Consider the following 13,459-nt stretch of genomic DNA (forward strand, 5'->3'; position numbering starts at 1 on the left):
TTTTCCGTTGTATGAAACATTTTTTGAATATAGCTGCAGCCGTGTTGGATGTACTTAAATTTTTTTTCTAATCACTAATTTTGGCTTTTTTTTGAACGGTTAAAGATATCTCCTATGATATTATTTTAATCGACATGATTTAGTGGGTTATTTTTTTAAAGAGGCTATTTATGCTTACACCGACTTTATCAGGGTCTTGTTGGTGTATCCCATGGCTGTATCCTGGTAAAAGAATCAGTTCACAATTGTTATTTTGTTTGATTAGATTTGCATAGTGTTTGATTCGAAGCTGGTCATAGGCATCAAACCAAAATCTATCATTTATTCCCAATTTACTGTTCATTTCTTTTTCATATCGCTCGATAGGTCGATTGTAGGCGATGAATACGGTAACAGGGATATTTTTTAGAAGCGGTAAATCGGCATATTCTTTAAAAAAATGTTTTTCGCTGACTGCCAGCTCTCTTTTCATTTCCAATTTTACACCCTCACCAAGGTTTTTGTCGTTTATCATATCTGAAAGCATTTTTACCCAGAGTTGTTGGTAACCTATCTGGCTATTTGATGTTTCAGTAGCAATTGCGTCTTCTGTTTCTGTTAACATAAAATCGGTAGGATCGATGAGGACTAAGCCGGCAATTTCATCCGGATATTTAGCTGTAAACAGCCTAACAAAAGCTCCGCCCAGCGAATGCCCGACGAGTAAATAGGGCGGTTTAATTTCTAAAGCGGATAGGATTAAATGTAATTTGTCCACGACATCTTGGTCAGATTTTAAGGATGGATCAGGATCCGAATTTCCTAAGCCATTTCTGTCATAACTGAAATACGGTATATTACTCATTAATTTGGGAAAAAGGACGGAAAAATTGTTCCCGCTCATGCCGATGCCACTTTCAAAAATGACGATTGGCTCGTTGGCTTTTCTTTTTTCCAACCCCTTTACCCAATAGGATGTTCGTATACCTTTAATATTAGCCGTTTCCTGCGCATACGTTTGTATGCCCCCAATGGAAACGAAGAATAGCATGATCGTCCAGGTTTTCATATTTATTTTAAAGTTCAAATGAAAGGATGAATTTTCGCGTTTACCGTTTATTTATTAGTCCTGCAATATGTTCTTTAAGGTCATTGGTTGATTGTAGTCCAATGTCCGAAAATTGGTAATCATTTAGCATAAATTGGTGGAAGGTATCTTGTTCCAACAATATGGTTCTACCTTTTGAAAGGTTGTAAATTTTAGTGTTAATTACGCTAATATCATGGTTTTCTTGCGTAAATGCTATAAAATCAATACGATAATCATCCCGTATTAAAGTGCCCTGACCAAAATAGTCGGGGTGGTTTCTTGAGACATTTCCAGCGTAAATTTTATTCGTTTGAGCTAAAGTCATCATAGACTCCTGCGGGGTTAATTTAACGACAATATTGCAGAAAGAATAATATTCCTTGTCATGAGGAGATTTGGTTACGCTAAATGTATAAATGATATAATTATCTGCTCCGAGCGATAATGAATCTACGATCACTTTGGTTCCTAAAGCCTGATAGGGTTTGACGTGGAAGTTGAAATTTTGTAGCGGTAAAATGTTGGCCTGCGGCGGTACCTTAGTATTATCTTTTTCGAGAAAATAGTTTGAATCTTTTACTTGTCCAATACTATTTTGAGAAAAGCAAATCAAGAAGACGATCCATATTCCTATAATTCTATGCATTGTTTTTATTTTATTGGTTATCTGATCCTGTCTAAAATAAATACATAATCATGTATCATGATAGTGCTATTCGGTCAATATAGGGTTTACCTCGGTTAGTCAATATTATTTGTCGGTAAGCCCACATGCTTTTGGTGTATATGGCGTGGGCTTCTTTAGGACCCTATTTTAATGTGTTGTAGTTAACGATAAGATATTCTTTATTTGTACAATATGCCTGGTATTGTGATGAATAATAAAGCGAAATATATCTCCTAAACGGAGCTGTATCCAGTTGCTGAAAGATAGCCTAATGCGAATTTTAGTTAAATCTTTTGACCTTGCCTTATCGAGTAGATGAAGTAGTCTATTTTGCTGTTCTAAAAAAACTGGAATCGGTTCGGCGCTCTGCATAAGATTTCTGGGATCCATTTTTCGAAAAGTTTTGATCTTTTTTTCCTTATCATTTGGTAAAATAGAATTAGCAAAATAGTTTCCTAAAAAACCGCTTTTGAAATCAACATTGTGGCCAAGATTGCTTTCGGATATTTTTTTTGTGATTTCAGGTAAATAGAAACTTCCGTACAGATTCAGGTGCTGTATGCATTCGAGGATATTCCAGGACCCTTCATGAGGTCTTTTACGTAATGTCTCCTGAGAAAGGGCTTCTAGGGAATTGACAAATGACATATGTTCTTGTACTTGCTTTTCCAGTTGATCAAGTAGTTCTAATGATTTACATTTCATCTTTTTTTTGATAAAATACTCGAAAATAAATTGGAAAAAAATTGATTTAACTCAAGATTTACTGATTCTTGATAAAGTTTCGGGACTCATTCTAAGATAATTGGCGATATGCTTATTAGGAATTAGTTGAAATAATCTAGGATTTCGTTTAATGAGTCTTTCATACCTGTTTTTTGGGGAGTCCAGCAATAGATCTCGTTCTCTTTCAAGCTGCTGTAACACCAACTGTTCCAAGATAGTTATATATAAATTTGTGTTTTCTGAAGTGGAATAGATAAAATTCATAAAATCTTCCTTCTCGGCGATTAGCATATCTGTTTTCTTTATTGCCTGAATTGCATAATCCGAGTAGCTACCATGAATAAAAGAATCCATAGCTACAATGAGATCTCCATCATATCCAAAGCGAATAATCTGTTCATGATCTTCCTGAAAAATAGAGATTTTGATGCTGCCTTTTTTTATGAAATAAATCTTTGAATCAATCGAACCATTCATTTTAATGTATTCGTTCCTCCTAAAAGAAATTTCTTTTTTAAAGATGCGAGGTGATATGAGATCTAACAGCTTATGCATACACGTTGGATTTAATTGAATCATTAAAGGTCTTCGAAATTAGCGATTGTATTGCTGTTTTCAAATATTGATTATTGAGCTACAAATATCGCCAAGTTTTGACCTAATATGGGTTCCAGATTTACCGGTTGAATAATTATGTGCAGATTTACGGTATTAAATGAAAACATGGAATATGTTTTCACGATTTTACAGATTTAAATACTTAATTAAATAATTTTAGTGTGAAAAGAGTCCTTGTTATCCTGTTCATTTTGCTGGTTTCATTTTTAATAGCGGCGTTTTTTATCAAAGTCAATAAGAGGGAAACCTTGCTCTATAAGATACAGCAGTGGGTTACCTACGATACAGCAGATTGGGAAAATTATGAAAACAATAAACAGCTACTTGCCGCTGGGGCTACCGAAGTAACGACGACTGAAGTGGCAGCTGTAGAAGATGATCTATACCCGATTGATACAAATCGCATATCGCCAGAATTTAGGGCTTTAGAAATCGAAAAAATTAGAAAGACAGATTTTGGACGATTAGTAATAGCGAAGTTACCACCGGATCATGAGGATGCACAAATCGCATTAATTCATCTCACGGATCGTAAATTGACCGATGTGATAATCAATCAGAAGATTAATATTAAAGTTGGAACTTGTTTTGAAAACCCAAAAACAGCAGGTAATTATCGTTGCGTGAGTTGTATGATTTTACTTTACAATCGAGAGAAGAAAAGTTGGGTGGAGGCTCCAAACGGTGAAAATTTCTTGAAAAATGCCTATGATTTTTACCAGGCGTCTGAAGGAGATATTTGGCAAGCACGCGACTTGTCCATGAGTATCCCCTATGATTATGCGCTTGTAGCAAAATATAGTAAGTAAGATTTCTTTTAAGTAGTTAATATCAATACCGTTATGTTTAAATTTTTAAGAGAATTATTGAATGCGGCAAAGGAAGGTGTGCATGAAGCCAAAGATGAACTGACTTTGAAAGCCGAAGAGAAAAAAAGGGAGGATAGTTTAGCAATTGATAACAATATACTTCTGGATATTCCTTATGAAGAACAGTTTGGTAATGCATTAGGAGCCGCATTTAGAGTCATTGTTTTTGGGGACTGGTTTACGGTATTCGGAAGTACAGGAGATGATGGAAATTATCCGATTCACTTATATCAATTTGGAAATTATCCCAAAATTGATCAATATAGAAGTGATTTTATCAAATTATTAAAAAGAGATTTTGGTATAACAGATACAGACAGCTGTCTTGAAATGTTGAGCTCATATTTTACCTTACTTGGAATAGAAAAGACAGGGACCGCATTGGAAGAAAAAAACGGCAAAATCGATACAGCCGTTTGGGATATCTCCAAAGTAGGGGTGAATGCCTTTGTTGTTGCTGTAGCAAGTCATATTACGACATCCGCAACGGACGTTGGATATCTATCAAAACCTGTGGCATTAGATGTTCTCAAAAAGTTGTCAGTATATGCGAAAAAGCATTTTAGTGATTGGTTGCTATTTTCCGATCATTTTATGGAAGGAGAAGATCAAGTTGGGTTAAACAGTAAAATTGGGAAATCTTACTTGAAAAGGTATATTGGGTATCTTAAAGAAAAGAAAGGAAGTCCTTGGAATAATGTCGCATGGTGGAATGGTAATCATTCCGTCTGAGTGTTGTCTCATGTGGCCTTCACATCCACTACATTTTACGGCTTTGGATTTGCGCTATCAATTGGAACAACAAATCGCTCAGAAAGAAATCCGCGACCATAGCTATCTCGAAAGATTAGATGCTATCGAGAAAGATGAAGGGGGAATTCCTACGTTCTATGTAATTTGTGTCAGTTAATTTCCTTTTTTATTGGAATAAATGAATTTTAAAGGCATTGTTTTGGTTATCAGTTGTGTGTTGATCGTTGTCGTGTTGACACAAGTCTATAAGAAAAATGTAACTAAAAATTATATATACGGTGTTAAAAAAAGCTATGAGATGAATGATCATTTTGAAACAGATAAATTAAGAAAACTGTCGTCACGACCCTTTCTATTTGGTATAGAAGATAATCTGTTAAGTGACGAAGATTATTTTTTTGATGAAAATTATTTCTACGCTGTCGGTCGAAGAGGCGGGGCAGGTAGATCCTTTAGGTTAGTGGATATCATTGAACTTCGTAGGACATCGACTCAAATTAATAATCACTATATCTGGCAAGTTGTCGTTCAATTGGATAGTAAGGGACAGTCCATTTTCAGTTTTACGCATAACTATTCCCTCTGGAATAGAAATTTCTATGTTTTTTATCAAAAAATACGGGAACTAAATCCACATGCAATTAAATCAAAATGGAGTTTGTGGACGATGTAACTTATGAATTAGGAAATTAGGTGTGCCTTCGCTTATCCCCATCAGATGATTATTCACCGATGATTTTCTTTGTTTCACCGAAATAGATTAAGAGAAGTCCCTATTGCCATCTATATTTAAGACGTTTGAACAATTCGTGTTCGAGATCTAATTAGATTACTTTGGTTCGACATTTAATTTTTATGATTGAGATTTTATAAAGACTTTCAGATGATGAGTACGTTAATTAATGCTGGTTCTCTTGTGTTTGTGTTTTGTTTCGTAATTGCAATTGGGAGGTCTCAGTCTCAGATTCCACAAGCGAAGATGCGTTTGGCTAATATGTCATCCTATTCATTATTAATGGAAAGTGCGGGGAAAAATTTGAAGGACAAGCGCTACCAAGCTGCTCTGAACGATTTTAAAGCTGCTTTTATACAGAAAGATTCGATAGGAAAATATGATTACGCCAACGCGATGGTGGCAGCGGCGAATGTAGACAGTGTGGACTTGGCAATAGCGTGGTTTGAGGAAGGAATTAAGCTGGGACTTGGAATAACTGATGATGAGTACCGGTATTTTTCATCGGCCGAGGAATTTCAAAATTTAAAAAAACAAATTGCCTATCAAAATCAATTGGATCGGCTATCAACACAGGTAGCGCAGTTGAAAAAGCGACAAGCTGAGGCTAAACGTGAGTGGTTAAAAAAGATTCAACATAATAGTTCAAGGGGGGCAGGTGAGGTGGTCAAATCAGGCTTTGTTTTATATTGGAATCAAATGGGCGATAGTCTTGTACCATATTTGGTCTATCTACCTGCGGAGCTTAAAGATAAAAACAACGTAAGAGCTATCGTCTACTTACATGGTGGTGTCTCAAGTGTCACTGAGTTCCAGTTCGAGGACCCAAGTGTAGCGGATGAGCCGATTTTTAAATTGGCAGATCATTTGGGATTTGTTGTAATTTATCCATTTGGAAAAAAATCGTACGGTTGGGTACGACAACGTTCTGCCTTTCAACAGGTGTTAGCAATTACCGAAGAAGTCAAACTAAACTATTTACTGAATAGCAAAGAAATTTACCTTGGTGGAATGTCTAATGGTGGTACAGCCGTTTATTGGTTTGCCGCTCAAAGTAATACACCATTTAGTGCCTTCTTCACATTATCTGCCGATTGTGAACTCGTTATTGAGCCGATCGATTGGGAACGGCTACACAGCGATAGACCAATATATTCTTTTCACACGGCTGACGATACCATCTATCCAATAGCGAAGATCAGTGCTGTCTACGCTAGCCGAAAATCACCGGCTTGGCATCTTCGGACACTGAAGGCTGGTGGCCATGGGTTCATTTATGACCCCGTGAAAGGCCATGAATTATTCATGCAGTGTATTACTGAAATGCTGGAGGAAGTTCATAAAACGAGATAACCGATAAAGTGGTAGGGGTATAAAGAATCCAGTATCAACGTTTGATTTGTATAGAAAAAGTTGGCGTAACTAAAACCGTATTTTAATAGCTTTTGTTATCCTAAGTAAAACGTTATGGGTAAATTACAATTATTGATCATGAATGTGTTGGTAGTTTTTCTGTATGGAGCTTGTCAATTACCTCAGCGCCCGCCACAGTCCAGTACAAATGAATCTAAGCACAAGGCACAGGATTTACCTTCTAACGTAACCTTTTTTGGTGGTGGCAGATCTAAGGAAATGAGTATGGTATCAGGGAAAACGGATACTATTTTCATTTCAGTCCATCAGGCGGATTCGGTTCTTATCAAAATAAAAACTCCCACGGATACAGCCAATGTACGAATTAGTCAGCTTTTTATGCCCGATGGTTCGGCTGATGGCCCCTTTGGCCAAGAGCTTGCCTATAGATTTAAAGATGTTGGCCAATATCATATTACGGTGAATGAGAATAAAATGATAGGGAATCATTACTCAGGGCCTTATGTAGTACAAATTGTGCCAATAGTTCAATCTTTCTAGGCTACTCAACATCACCTGTGTACTTGATCGTATTATTCACGTAAAGCGCTGATTTTTTAGCATCATATTTATAGTTATCCTTTTGGTAAATGTCGTTTTCGACTTTATCCAGGATAATGGTTTTTTTACTGTCATCAGGTAAAAATAATTCTAGCTTTGATTTATCCTCGCTAAGGACAACAAAGGCACTAATGACAGCTTTTCCTTCTTCTTTCTCCGTTGGATTTAGGCGTAAGCCAACATTGAATACCTGGATACATCCTTGTTTGATCTCACTCCAAGTTTGTCCTGCCGCGACTAAACAACCGTGCTCATCCTTGCTGCCGCCGATCGATGGAGTTGCTTCTTCCTTACCTTGGCCAGCTGTTTCTTTGGATTCGCTGTTCTTGGGGGCATTGTTACAAGATGTAAAAGTAACAAGGCTCATGACTATAAATGCTAGTTTTCTCATTTGAATCGGTTTTTATATATTTCATGATATTCACACAATAAATATACCACAGTCGTCTGTTTATTCTTTAATCGACCTTTTACGGTAGGCTTTCATCCTTTCCTTAGCTATAGGTGCAGCTCCGCGGTATCGCAGAAAAATGTGTGCAGCGTAAGTCAATATTGTCATAGGACAAGTCGAATTTCTGTATAGTTTATTAATATTGTGGTGCCGCGCAATGTGATCTTTTGTATCAGAACATTGGACGGAATGATTTTAAACCAATGTAGATAGACAAAAGTATTCTTATCATTTAAAACATCCTATGAAACATAAAGATCGTCCTGTCAAAAATTTGGTTTCGGTTATTTTAGTTGAAAAACAACTAGCCGATGTTTGGAAATACTGGAATGATGCTGATGCAATTATGCAATGGAATATTCCATTTGACGATTGGCACTGTCCTGCTGTTCATATTGATTTTAGAGAGGGCGGGATGTTTAATTTTAGAATGGAACAAAAAAATAGCCGCGAGGGATTTGATTATGTAGGAGTATACGATGAGATTATTTGGATGGAGTATATTGAAAGTACCAGTGGAGGGAGAACGTGTGTTGTTGAATTTCAAGCGATTGATAACAATACGATTATCCGGGAAACTTTCGAACCTGATACGTTTACACCTTTGGACCTACAACAGTCTTTTACCGATGGGGTCTTGCTAAGTTTTAAAAAATTTATAGAAAACAAATCGTTGTAGAAGCGTGTTGCTACTGACAGAAATATAGACTTTATAGAATAAATTATGCGTGAAATAGAATCGAAAAGCGGTTATGCACCTGCTAATGGAATAAAACTTTACTACGAAATATTCGGCACAGGAAGGCCTTTAGTATTGATTCATGGCGGAGGTTCCTCTGGATTCTCTGATTTTGAAGAGACAATAAAAAGATTGCATGATCAGTACCAGTTGATTGTGATAGACCTGCAAAATCATGGAAGATCCGAACACAGAACCACCCCCGAAACCTTCGAGCAGGATGCGAAAGATATTTCGGCTGTTCTTGACTTCTTTTCTATCGCAAAAGCATCATTTTTTGGCTTTAGTAATGGAGCGACAACAGTTTTGAAATTTGCGACGATGTATCCGGACAAGGTGGAAAAGCTGATTGCAGCATCGGGAAATACCAAAAGAGAGGGACTTTTAGATGGTTTTTTTGAAAGTATGGAAGCTTCAACAATTAACGATATACCACCTTTTCTCAAAGAGAACTTTATGAAGCTGAATCCAGATCCGGAGAAATTTCGAAATATGTATGAAAAAGATAGCCAGCGCATGATAAACTTTAAAGACTTCGAAACGGAATCCTTAAGGCTTTTGACCTGCCCGGTATTTTTGATAGGGGGAGACCAAGATGTTGTAAAAACGACACATCTAGCTGCCATGCAACAGCAGATTCCTCATGCCCGACTGCTTATTTTACCGGCTAATCATGGGAACTATATGATGGCTGATTTTAATGGCGATGTAAATGACCAATTGATCGATTTTACACTAGGACAAATACAGCATTTTTTGGCACCCAATTGAAACCTGTTCAATCGAATAAGTTCGCGCCAAAGGTTTATCGATAATTACGCATATTACGTTCCATCTTACGTATGCGCTGTTCGTTTTTTCCGTCAACACGAGATGCAACCGCCCAAATGGCTGCGGGTATCCAACCCAGTATGGTCATCTGTAGGATCAAACAGAGAATGCCACTTAGAATCTTACCGCGTAAGAAAAACGATAACCAAGGAAGTAAGACTGCTATTAATATCATAAATAATAGGGTTATAAACATTAAAATACAAAAGTACGGTATTCACCATTAAAAATCGCGAATAATATCAATTAAAGCAAATTAAGTTATTTTTTTGTTTGGTTGTAATGTGTTGATAATTAATGTGTAGTAGTTTTGTGTTGGTAGAATAGGTAAATGTTAAGAAAACTTAAAATATGCCTTCCGACAGATGAATTTTAAAATTTTAAGGAGGTGTGGCACCAATGTTGATGTTCCCCTGTCGAATATTTTAGATGCAGATTACATAGAATAAATGACGGAAAACATGGGAAACAACAATAGTATTATTGAAAATTTAGACAGCAAATATCGTGGATATCTAGAGGATGAGGGGAAATGGCTCAATGATGGATTTAAGAATATTTTCATCGATGGGGAACCAAGTAAAGCAAATCTGAAAACATCGGTTTATCTTATGTTACCCCAAGAGATCAGAGAATATGTCGATCAGTTGTTGCCCAACGATTGATTATAAATTATACCCGCAAATCGTTTAAAGTAAAAGTTTACTAGAATCAGTTTTTTCTGATTTTAGTAAACTTTACTTGTTTAAACAGGGGAGAGCAGACCACATCTCCATTAAATACCATATTCTTTCACGGTTTGGCAAATTTGCTCTTTTTGTTTTCGGCTTAATACGTTCAACATGGTAAGGATTTCTTTACCTTGAAAAGTCTCAAGCTCAAGTCTAGGACCCAACCAATTGCTTTCAATAATACGGATATTAACGATTTGAATGTAGGGCACGAATACCAGCGCATCCAAATCTGCTAAAGCCCACATACTCCCGGTCTTCTTTTTAATCCGTTTAAAATACAATCCTTTTTTATCTGTTCGGGCTCGGATGATCTTCCTGCTGCTCTTTAGAAGAAGGCAGCCGCCGATAATAAAAGATAAGTGGAGCAACAGCATAAATAATGAGACTAAAAAGCGAAATACATCTTTAAAGTCAAGTACCATAGCACTGAAATTCTCTTTAAATGAATCATTCGGATGATAAGCGATGAAACATGTAGATATCCCCATTAAAATCAAGATACTACCGATGATAATGGATCGCCAATTAGGTAGGTAATAATTAATAAAGGTTTCACTGTCTGTGGCTGCTAATTTTCTCCTTTTCATATCTAAATATAGGGACCTTATAAATTGACCGTACAGAAGACTTACAATTCGTTCAAAAGCATTTATAATTCGACAACTGTTGTTATAAAGGCATGAAGTCTGTTTTTGAAATTATTATGAACTTGTTTATTGGTCGCATCGAAATCCATGTTACGGAAGATTGGACCACTGTACATCTGCTATCTGGATGAGGTCGACACGAAAGAGTTGCGATACATTTGCACTATAAATCAAACTATTTAATGAAATGAATTATAACATTAGAAAGGCAAGTCTTGAGGATCTTGATCAAGCAGCAGCGTTATTCAATCTTTATCGGATTTTCTACAGACAGGAATCGGATTTGGAAAAAGCCAAAGAATTTTTGAGGGAGCGATTTTTGTACGGAGAGTCAGAAATCTTTTTGGCAATTCAGGGCGAACAAGCTGTTGGTTTTGTTCAGCTTTATAAATTGTTTCATTATACTAAATTGCAGCGACAGTGGTTGTTGAGTGATCTATTTGTGCATCCTGATCACCGGAGTAAAGGTCTTTCGGTTCGGCTTATAGATCGTAGTAAAGTCTGGTGTGAAGAGACTGGAGCTTGTGGTCTGATGCTTGAGACCGAGAAAACAAATGTTATCGGTAATAGTGTTTATCCGAGGTGTGGATTTGAATACGACGGCATGCATAACTATTATCATTGGTGGCGATAACCTTAACTGGATCGTCAGGGCACTTCTGCGCCTGGCGATCCAGTTGGCAACTGAGATTAATTAGACGGCAAATTGTGTCAAATGATGATCCAGGTGTTTATAAAACATGTTGTTCCACTCCCAGCTTTTCAGCTTGCCGAAAGAATGGGACTCCTTCCCATCAAAATAATTTTCGCCCAATTCCAGCGTTTTTCTAATGTAATCGATTAACCTACGTTGCTCGATCTCGAAATCACGTCTGGATGTTACCAGAAACTCTGTAGCAGTAGGGTTATTTCTCTTATAAGGTTTTTCATTGACCACCAGATTCTTTACAAACCATTTTAGTAGTAGTTTCTTTAATCCAGTAGGCTTAGTATGCTTGTCTTCATAGATTAATTCATAGGTCACGTTGCAGTGGGCTAACATTTGATCGACAGTCATTTTACCCCATTGGGCACTGCTGTCTGGATTAAGATTTTGAATCCGTGCTATCACTTCATCACTCACTGTTTTGTCAAAAATATTTTTCATAATTTAAATGCTAATTGGTTTTCAGGTTGCTGGAACTTTGGTTGGGGATGATAACGTACGAAATAATAATCTATATTAATTGAAGTATAATATCACATTTAAAGGCTCATCTTTTACAGTTACTTTCTTTTCGGTGGGCCCATTTTTATTGCTGTACCTCAAGGTATAAGACTGATTTTTTTTCACGATAAATGTTAAATAATCATTCGCATCCTGCAGTTTAGTTGCGGTCGAACCACCGCCAATTTGATCATTTCCTTGAAAGATATCTACATTGCATTTTGTTCTGCCTTCCGGTTGACATTGATCGTTACTGAGATACATGGTTACGTTTAGACGGGTGTAAGATTTGTCGTTCAATTGTTGGCTATATTGCTGATTGAATAGATCAATATAGCGCTGGGAAACATTATCTGCATATACTTCTGTTTCGCTCCATGCTGGGAATGAGGTAGCTGCCGGTTTGTAGGAAGCCGCATAAATGGAATGTTCCTTGCTATTCGGATCGGCTTTTCCTGCGTCGGCCAAAAACCAGCTGTAATTTAGGTCTTTGTCCGGATAATATTCAGTAAAATACCATTTACCATTAATCCATACCTCGACCCAACTGTGGTTACCACGATTGTCATGCCAGTTTGGTGTACCTGCAATCCGGGCCGGTATACCTACTGATCGCAATGCATCGATCAGTAAAATGGATAATCCGGTACAAGATGCCATCCCTTGGCTTATCGATTCAGATGGATTTTGATCAGCTTTTTTTCGTTGGGTATTGTAATCGACTTTTACTTCATCTCTGATATTCTTATTTATGGCTACAACGGCATCTTTTATCGTTTTGCTATTTGTTACATATTTTGAGAAACGATCGTAGAAATCACCACGCCAGTCGTCTAGATCTTCAGAAAATACACGATAGGGCAATACCTCATTTAGAAAAATAGAATCTGGAATTTCCTTTGCCCAGGAAAATGTTGATTTTGCCTGGTAAGCCTTTTCAATATTATGGATAAGATGATCACTCTTAATCGTCGTTAAGTCATTTTTAGGCATATAAGCTATGAGAAAAGCCGCGCCTTCACGCATTTCTTTGGGCAGTTTCTCTAGTACTTTCTCCAATTCATTACGATTCATGCCGGCAGCTTTTAGTGCGTTTTTGACCGGTTTTTGATACTGACTTGGTAAAGAGGAAAGCTTGAAATCTTGTGCAGATGCTTTGAAAAAAATGGCTGTAGATAAACAGCAGAAAACTAAAGAAAATACCTTTTTGAACATAATAATATACGCTTGCTTGTTCTTTATCTATTTAAATTAATACGATTTGTATATTTCAAACATAGATAAATTGATTTTTATATGCAAAAATACGTTTTATAGTCTGGCTCGTAACTTAGAAGCCCAATTTGCATAATTTCTTCTTTGACAGCCTGTGAGCCTCTGTTCTAGCCCGATAGCTGCCTGCATTGGGACAGAGCCGTATCACAGTCCCTGTGAATCCGAG

General features: G+C 36.9%; 19 protein-coding genes. 10 read left to right on the forward strand and 9 right to left on the reverse strand.

Annotated elements, in window-relative coordinates:
* Positions 1 to 139: 139 nt before the first annotated feature.
* The 4 genes from IQ31_RS03130 to IQ31_RS03145 all read right to left on the reverse strand — a co-directional run bounded on the left by IQ31_RS03130 (position 140) and on the right by IQ31_RS03145 (position 3,017).
* Positions 140 to 1,048, reverse strand: coding sequence for an alpha/beta fold hydrolase (locus IQ31_RS03130; protein WP_145327079.1), 909 nt, complete (start codon positions 1,046 to 1,048; stop codon positions 140 to 142).
* A 40-nt stretch (positions 1,049 to 1,088) separates the two neighbouring features.
* Entirely contained in the window at positions 1,089 to 1,715 is a 627-nt protein-coding gene (locus IQ31_RS03135) for a hypothetical protein (RefSeq protein ID WP_088162073.1), read from the reverse strand.
* A gap of 168 nt (positions 1,716 to 1,883) precedes the next feature.
* Positions 1,884 to 2,441: a DinB family protein gene (locus IQ31_RS03140; protein ID WP_088162072.1), complete on the reverse strand. Its 558-nt coding sequence runs from the start codon at positions 2,439 to 2,441 to the stop codon at positions 1,884 to 1,886.
* Between the two features lie 51 nt (positions 2,442 to 2,492).
* The gene (locus tag IQ31_RS03145; RefSeq protein ID WP_088162071.1) at positions 2,493 to 3,017 is read right to left on the reverse strand and encodes a Crp/Fnr family transcriptional regulator; all 525 of its coding nucleotides are present in this window, start codon (positions 3,015 to 3,017) and stop codon (positions 2,493 to 2,495) included.
* 224 nt (positions 3,018 to 3,241) lie between these two features.
* Between IQ31_RS03145 and IQ31_RS03150 the strand changes: the two genes are divergently transcribed.
* The 6 genes from IQ31_RS03150 to IQ31_RS03170 all read left to right on the forward strand — a co-directional run bounded on the left by IQ31_RS03150 (position 3,242) and on the right by IQ31_RS03170 (position 7,349).
* Positions 3,242 to 3,889: a hypothetical protein gene (locus IQ31_RS03150; protein WP_145327080.1), complete on the forward strand. Its 648-nt coding sequence runs from the start codon at positions 3,242 to 3,244 to the stop codon at positions 3,887 to 3,889.
* Positions 3,890 to 3,922: 33 nt separating this feature from the next.
* Entirely contained in the window at positions 3,923 to 4,681 is a 759-nt protein-coding gene (locus tag IQ31_RS03155) for a DUF1266 domain-containing protein (RefSeq protein ID WP_088162069.1), read from the forward strand.
* A 10-nt stretch (positions 4,682 to 4,691) separates the two neighbouring features.
* A complete protein-coding gene (locus IQ31_RS27265; RefSeq protein ID WP_158638787.1) occupies positions 4,692 to 4,859 on the forward strand; it encodes a hypothetical protein in 168 nt (55 codons plus the stop codon).
* A 21-nt stretch (positions 4,860 to 4,880) separates the two neighbouring features.
* A complete protein-coding gene (locus IQ31_RS03160; protein ID WP_088162068.1) occupies positions 4,881 to 5,375 on the forward strand; it encodes a hypothetical protein in 495 nt (164 codons plus the stop codon).
* A 210-nt stretch (positions 5,376 to 5,585) separates the two neighbouring features.
* Positions 5,586 to 6,788 carry a hypothetical protein gene (locus IQ31_RS03165; RefSeq protein WP_145327081.1) on the forward strand — a complete coding sequence of 401 codons (1,203 nt, stop codon included), beginning with the start codon at positions 5,586 to 5,588 and terminating at the stop codon, positions 6,786 to 6,788.
* A gap of 114 nt (positions 6,789 to 6,902) precedes the next feature.
* Positions 6,903 to 7,349 (forward strand): hypothetical protein, encoded by a 447-nt coding sequence (locus tag IQ31_RS03170; protein WP_088162066.1) that lies wholly within the window; start codon positions 6,903 to 6,905, stop codon positions 7,347 to 7,349.
* 1 nt (position 7,350) lies between these two features.
* Here IQ31_RS03170 and IQ31_RS03175 read toward each other — a convergent pair whose 3' ends face one another.
* A complete protein-coding gene (locus tag IQ31_RS03175) occupies positions 7,351 to 7,800 on the reverse strand; it encodes a hypothetical protein (protein ID WP_145327082.1) in 450 nt (149 codons plus the stop codon).
* A gap of 304 nt (positions 7,801 to 8,104) precedes the next feature.
* On the opposite strand from IQ31_RS03175, the gene IQ31_RS03180 reads away from it, so the two are divergent.
* Together IQ31_RS03180 and IQ31_RS03185 are read left to right on the forward strand one after the other, a co-directional pair.
* Positions 8,105 to 8,539 (forward strand): SRPBCC domain-containing protein, encoded by a 435-nt coding sequence (locus IQ31_RS03180; protein WP_088162064.1) that lies wholly within the window; start codon positions 8,105 to 8,107, stop codon positions 8,537 to 8,539.
* 45 nt (positions 8,540 to 8,584) lie between these two features.
* Complete coding sequence (locus IQ31_RS03185; RefSeq protein ID WP_088162063.1) at positions 8,585 to 9,370, forward strand: alpha/beta fold hydrolase; 786 nt, start codon at positions 8,585 to 8,587, stop codon at positions 9,368 to 9,370.
* 34 nt (positions 9,371 to 9,404) lie between these two features.
* Here the strand turns inward: IQ31_RS03185 and IQ31_RS03190 are convergent, their stop codons facing one another.
* A complete protein-coding gene (locus IQ31_RS03190; RefSeq protein WP_075994862.1) occupies positions 9,405 to 9,605 on the reverse strand; it encodes a YqaE/Pmp3 family membrane protein in 201 nt (66 codons plus the stop codon).
* Positions 9,606 to 9,891: 286 nt separating this feature from the next.
* Between IQ31_RS03190 and IQ31_RS03195 the strand changes: the two genes are divergently transcribed.
* The gene (locus IQ31_RS03195) at positions 9,892 to 10,095 is read left to right on the forward strand and encodes a hypothetical protein (protein WP_145327083.1); all 204 of its coding nucleotides are present in this window, start codon (positions 9,892 to 9,894) and stop codon (positions 10,093 to 10,095) included.
* Between the two features lie 110 nt (positions 10,096 to 10,205).
* Here the strand turns inward: IQ31_RS03195 and IQ31_RS03200 are convergent, their stop codons facing one another.
* Positions 10,206 to 10,751, reverse strand: a complete 546-nt coding sequence (locus IQ31_RS03200; protein WP_088162062.1) for a hypothetical protein — start codon at positions 10,749 to 10,751, stop codon at positions 10,206 to 10,208.
* 247 nt (positions 10,752 to 10,998) lie between these two features.
* Here IQ31_RS03200 and IQ31_RS03205 point away from each other — a divergent pair, with 247 nt between their 5' ends.
* Positions 10,999 to 11,445: a GNAT family N-acetyltransferase gene (locus IQ31_RS03205; protein ID WP_145327084.1), complete on the forward strand. Its 447-nt coding sequence runs from the start codon at positions 10,999 to 11,001 to the stop codon at positions 11,443 to 11,445.
* A 60-nt stretch (positions 11,446 to 11,505) separates the two neighbouring features.
* On the opposite strand, the gene IQ31_RS03210 is transcribed toward IQ31_RS03205, so the two are convergent.
* Positions 11,506 to 11,958 carry a DUF1569 domain-containing protein gene (locus IQ31_RS03210; protein ID WP_088162060.1) on the reverse strand — a complete coding sequence of 151 codons (453 nt, stop codon included), beginning with the start codon at positions 11,956 to 11,958 and terminating at the stop codon, positions 11,506 to 11,508.
* A gap of 75 nt (positions 11,959 to 12,033) precedes the next feature.
* Positions 12,034 to 13,092 carry a transglutaminase-like domain-containing protein gene (locus tag IQ31_RS03215; RefSeq protein ID WP_157698512.1) on the reverse strand — a complete coding sequence of 353 codons (1,059 nt, stop codon included), beginning with the start codon at positions 13,090 to 13,092 and terminating at the stop codon, positions 12,034 to 12,036.
* Between the last annotated feature and the right edge of the window lie 367 nt (positions 13,093 to 13,459).

Source organism: Sphingobacterium siyangense (assembly GCF_007830445.1).
Taxonomy (GTDB): domain Bacteria; phylum Bacteroidota; class Bacteroidia; order Sphingobacteriales; family Sphingobacteriaceae; genus Sphingobacterium; species Sphingobacterium siyangense.

What these genes read in the sequence shown, in the direction of transcription:
- IQ31_RS03160 (WP_088162068.1), top strand. Translation starts at nt 4,881, where the DNA reads ATGAATTTTAAAGGCATTGTTTTGGTTATCAGTTGTGTGTTGATCGTT.
- IQ31_RS03215 (WP_157698512.1), bottom strand. Translation starts at nt 13,092, where the DNA reads ATGAATCGTAATGAATTGGAGAAAGTACTAGAGAAACTGCCCAAAGAA.
- IQ31_RS03195 (WP_145327083.1), top strand. Translation starts at nt 9,892, where the DNA reads ATGGGAAACAACAATAGTATTATTGAAAATTTAGACAGCAAATATCGT.
- IQ31_RS03140 (WP_088162072.1), bottom strand. Translation starts at nt 2,441, where the DNA reads ATGAAATGTAAATCATTAGAACTACTTGATCAACTGGAAAAGCAAGTA.
- IQ31_RS03165 (WP_145327081.1), top strand. Translation starts at nt 5,586, where the DNA reads ATGATGAGTACGTTAATTAATGCTGGTTCTCTTGTGTTTGTGTTTTGT.
- IQ31_RS03155 (WP_088162069.1), top strand. Translation starts at nt 3,923, where the DNA reads ATGTTTAAATTTTTAAGAGAATTATTGAATGCGGCAAAGGAAGGTGTG.
- IQ31_RS03145 (WP_088162071.1), bottom strand. Translation starts at nt 3,017, where the DNA reads ATGCATAAGCTGTTAGATCTCATATCACCTCGCATCTTTAAAAAAGAA.
- IQ31_RS03130 (WP_145327079.1), bottom strand. Translation starts at nt 1,048, where the DNA reads ATGAAAACCTGGACGATCATGCTATTCTTCGTTTCCATTGGGGGCATA.
- IQ31_RS03180 (WP_088162064.1), top strand. Translation starts at nt 8,105, where the DNA reads ATGAAACATAAAGATCGTCCTGTCAAAAATTTGGTTTCGGTTATTTTA.
- IQ31_RS03210 (WP_088162060.1), bottom strand. Translation starts at nt 11,958, where the DNA reads ATGAAAAATATTTTTGACAAAACAGTGAGTGATGAAGTGATAGCACGG.
- IQ31_RS03135 (WP_088162073.1), bottom strand. Translation starts at nt 1,715, where the DNA reads ATGCATAGAATTATAGGAATATGGATCGTCTTCTTGATTTGCTTTTCT.
- IQ31_RS03185 (WP_088162063.1), top strand. Translation starts at nt 8,585, where the DNA reads ATGCGTGAAATAGAATCGAAAAGCGGTTATGCACCTGCTAATGGAATA.
- IQ31_RS03205 (WP_145327084.1), top strand. Translation starts at nt 10,999, where the DNA reads ATGAATTATAACATTAGAAAGGCAAGTCTTGAGGATCTTGATCAAGCA.
- IQ31_RS03170 (WP_088162066.1), top strand. Translation starts at nt 6,903, where the DNA reads ATGGGTAAATTACAATTATTGATCATGAATGTGTTGGTAGTTTTTCTG.
- IQ31_RS03190 (WP_075994862.1), bottom strand. Translation starts at nt 9,605, where the DNA reads ATGATATTAATAGCAGTCTTACTTCCTTGGTTATCGTTTTTCTTACGC.
- IQ31_RS03175 (WP_145327082.1), bottom strand. Translation starts at nt 7,800, where the DNA reads ATGAGAAAACTAGCATTTATAGTCATGAGCCTTGTTACTTTTACATCT.
- IQ31_RS03200 (WP_088162062.1), bottom strand. Translation starts at nt 10,751, where the DNA reads ATGAAAAGGAGAAAATTAGCAGCCACAGACAGTGAAACCTTTATTAAT.
- IQ31_RS27265 (WP_158638787.1), top strand. Translation starts at nt 4,692, where the DNA reads ATGTGGCCTTCACATCCACTACATTTTACGGCTTTGGATTTGCGCTAT.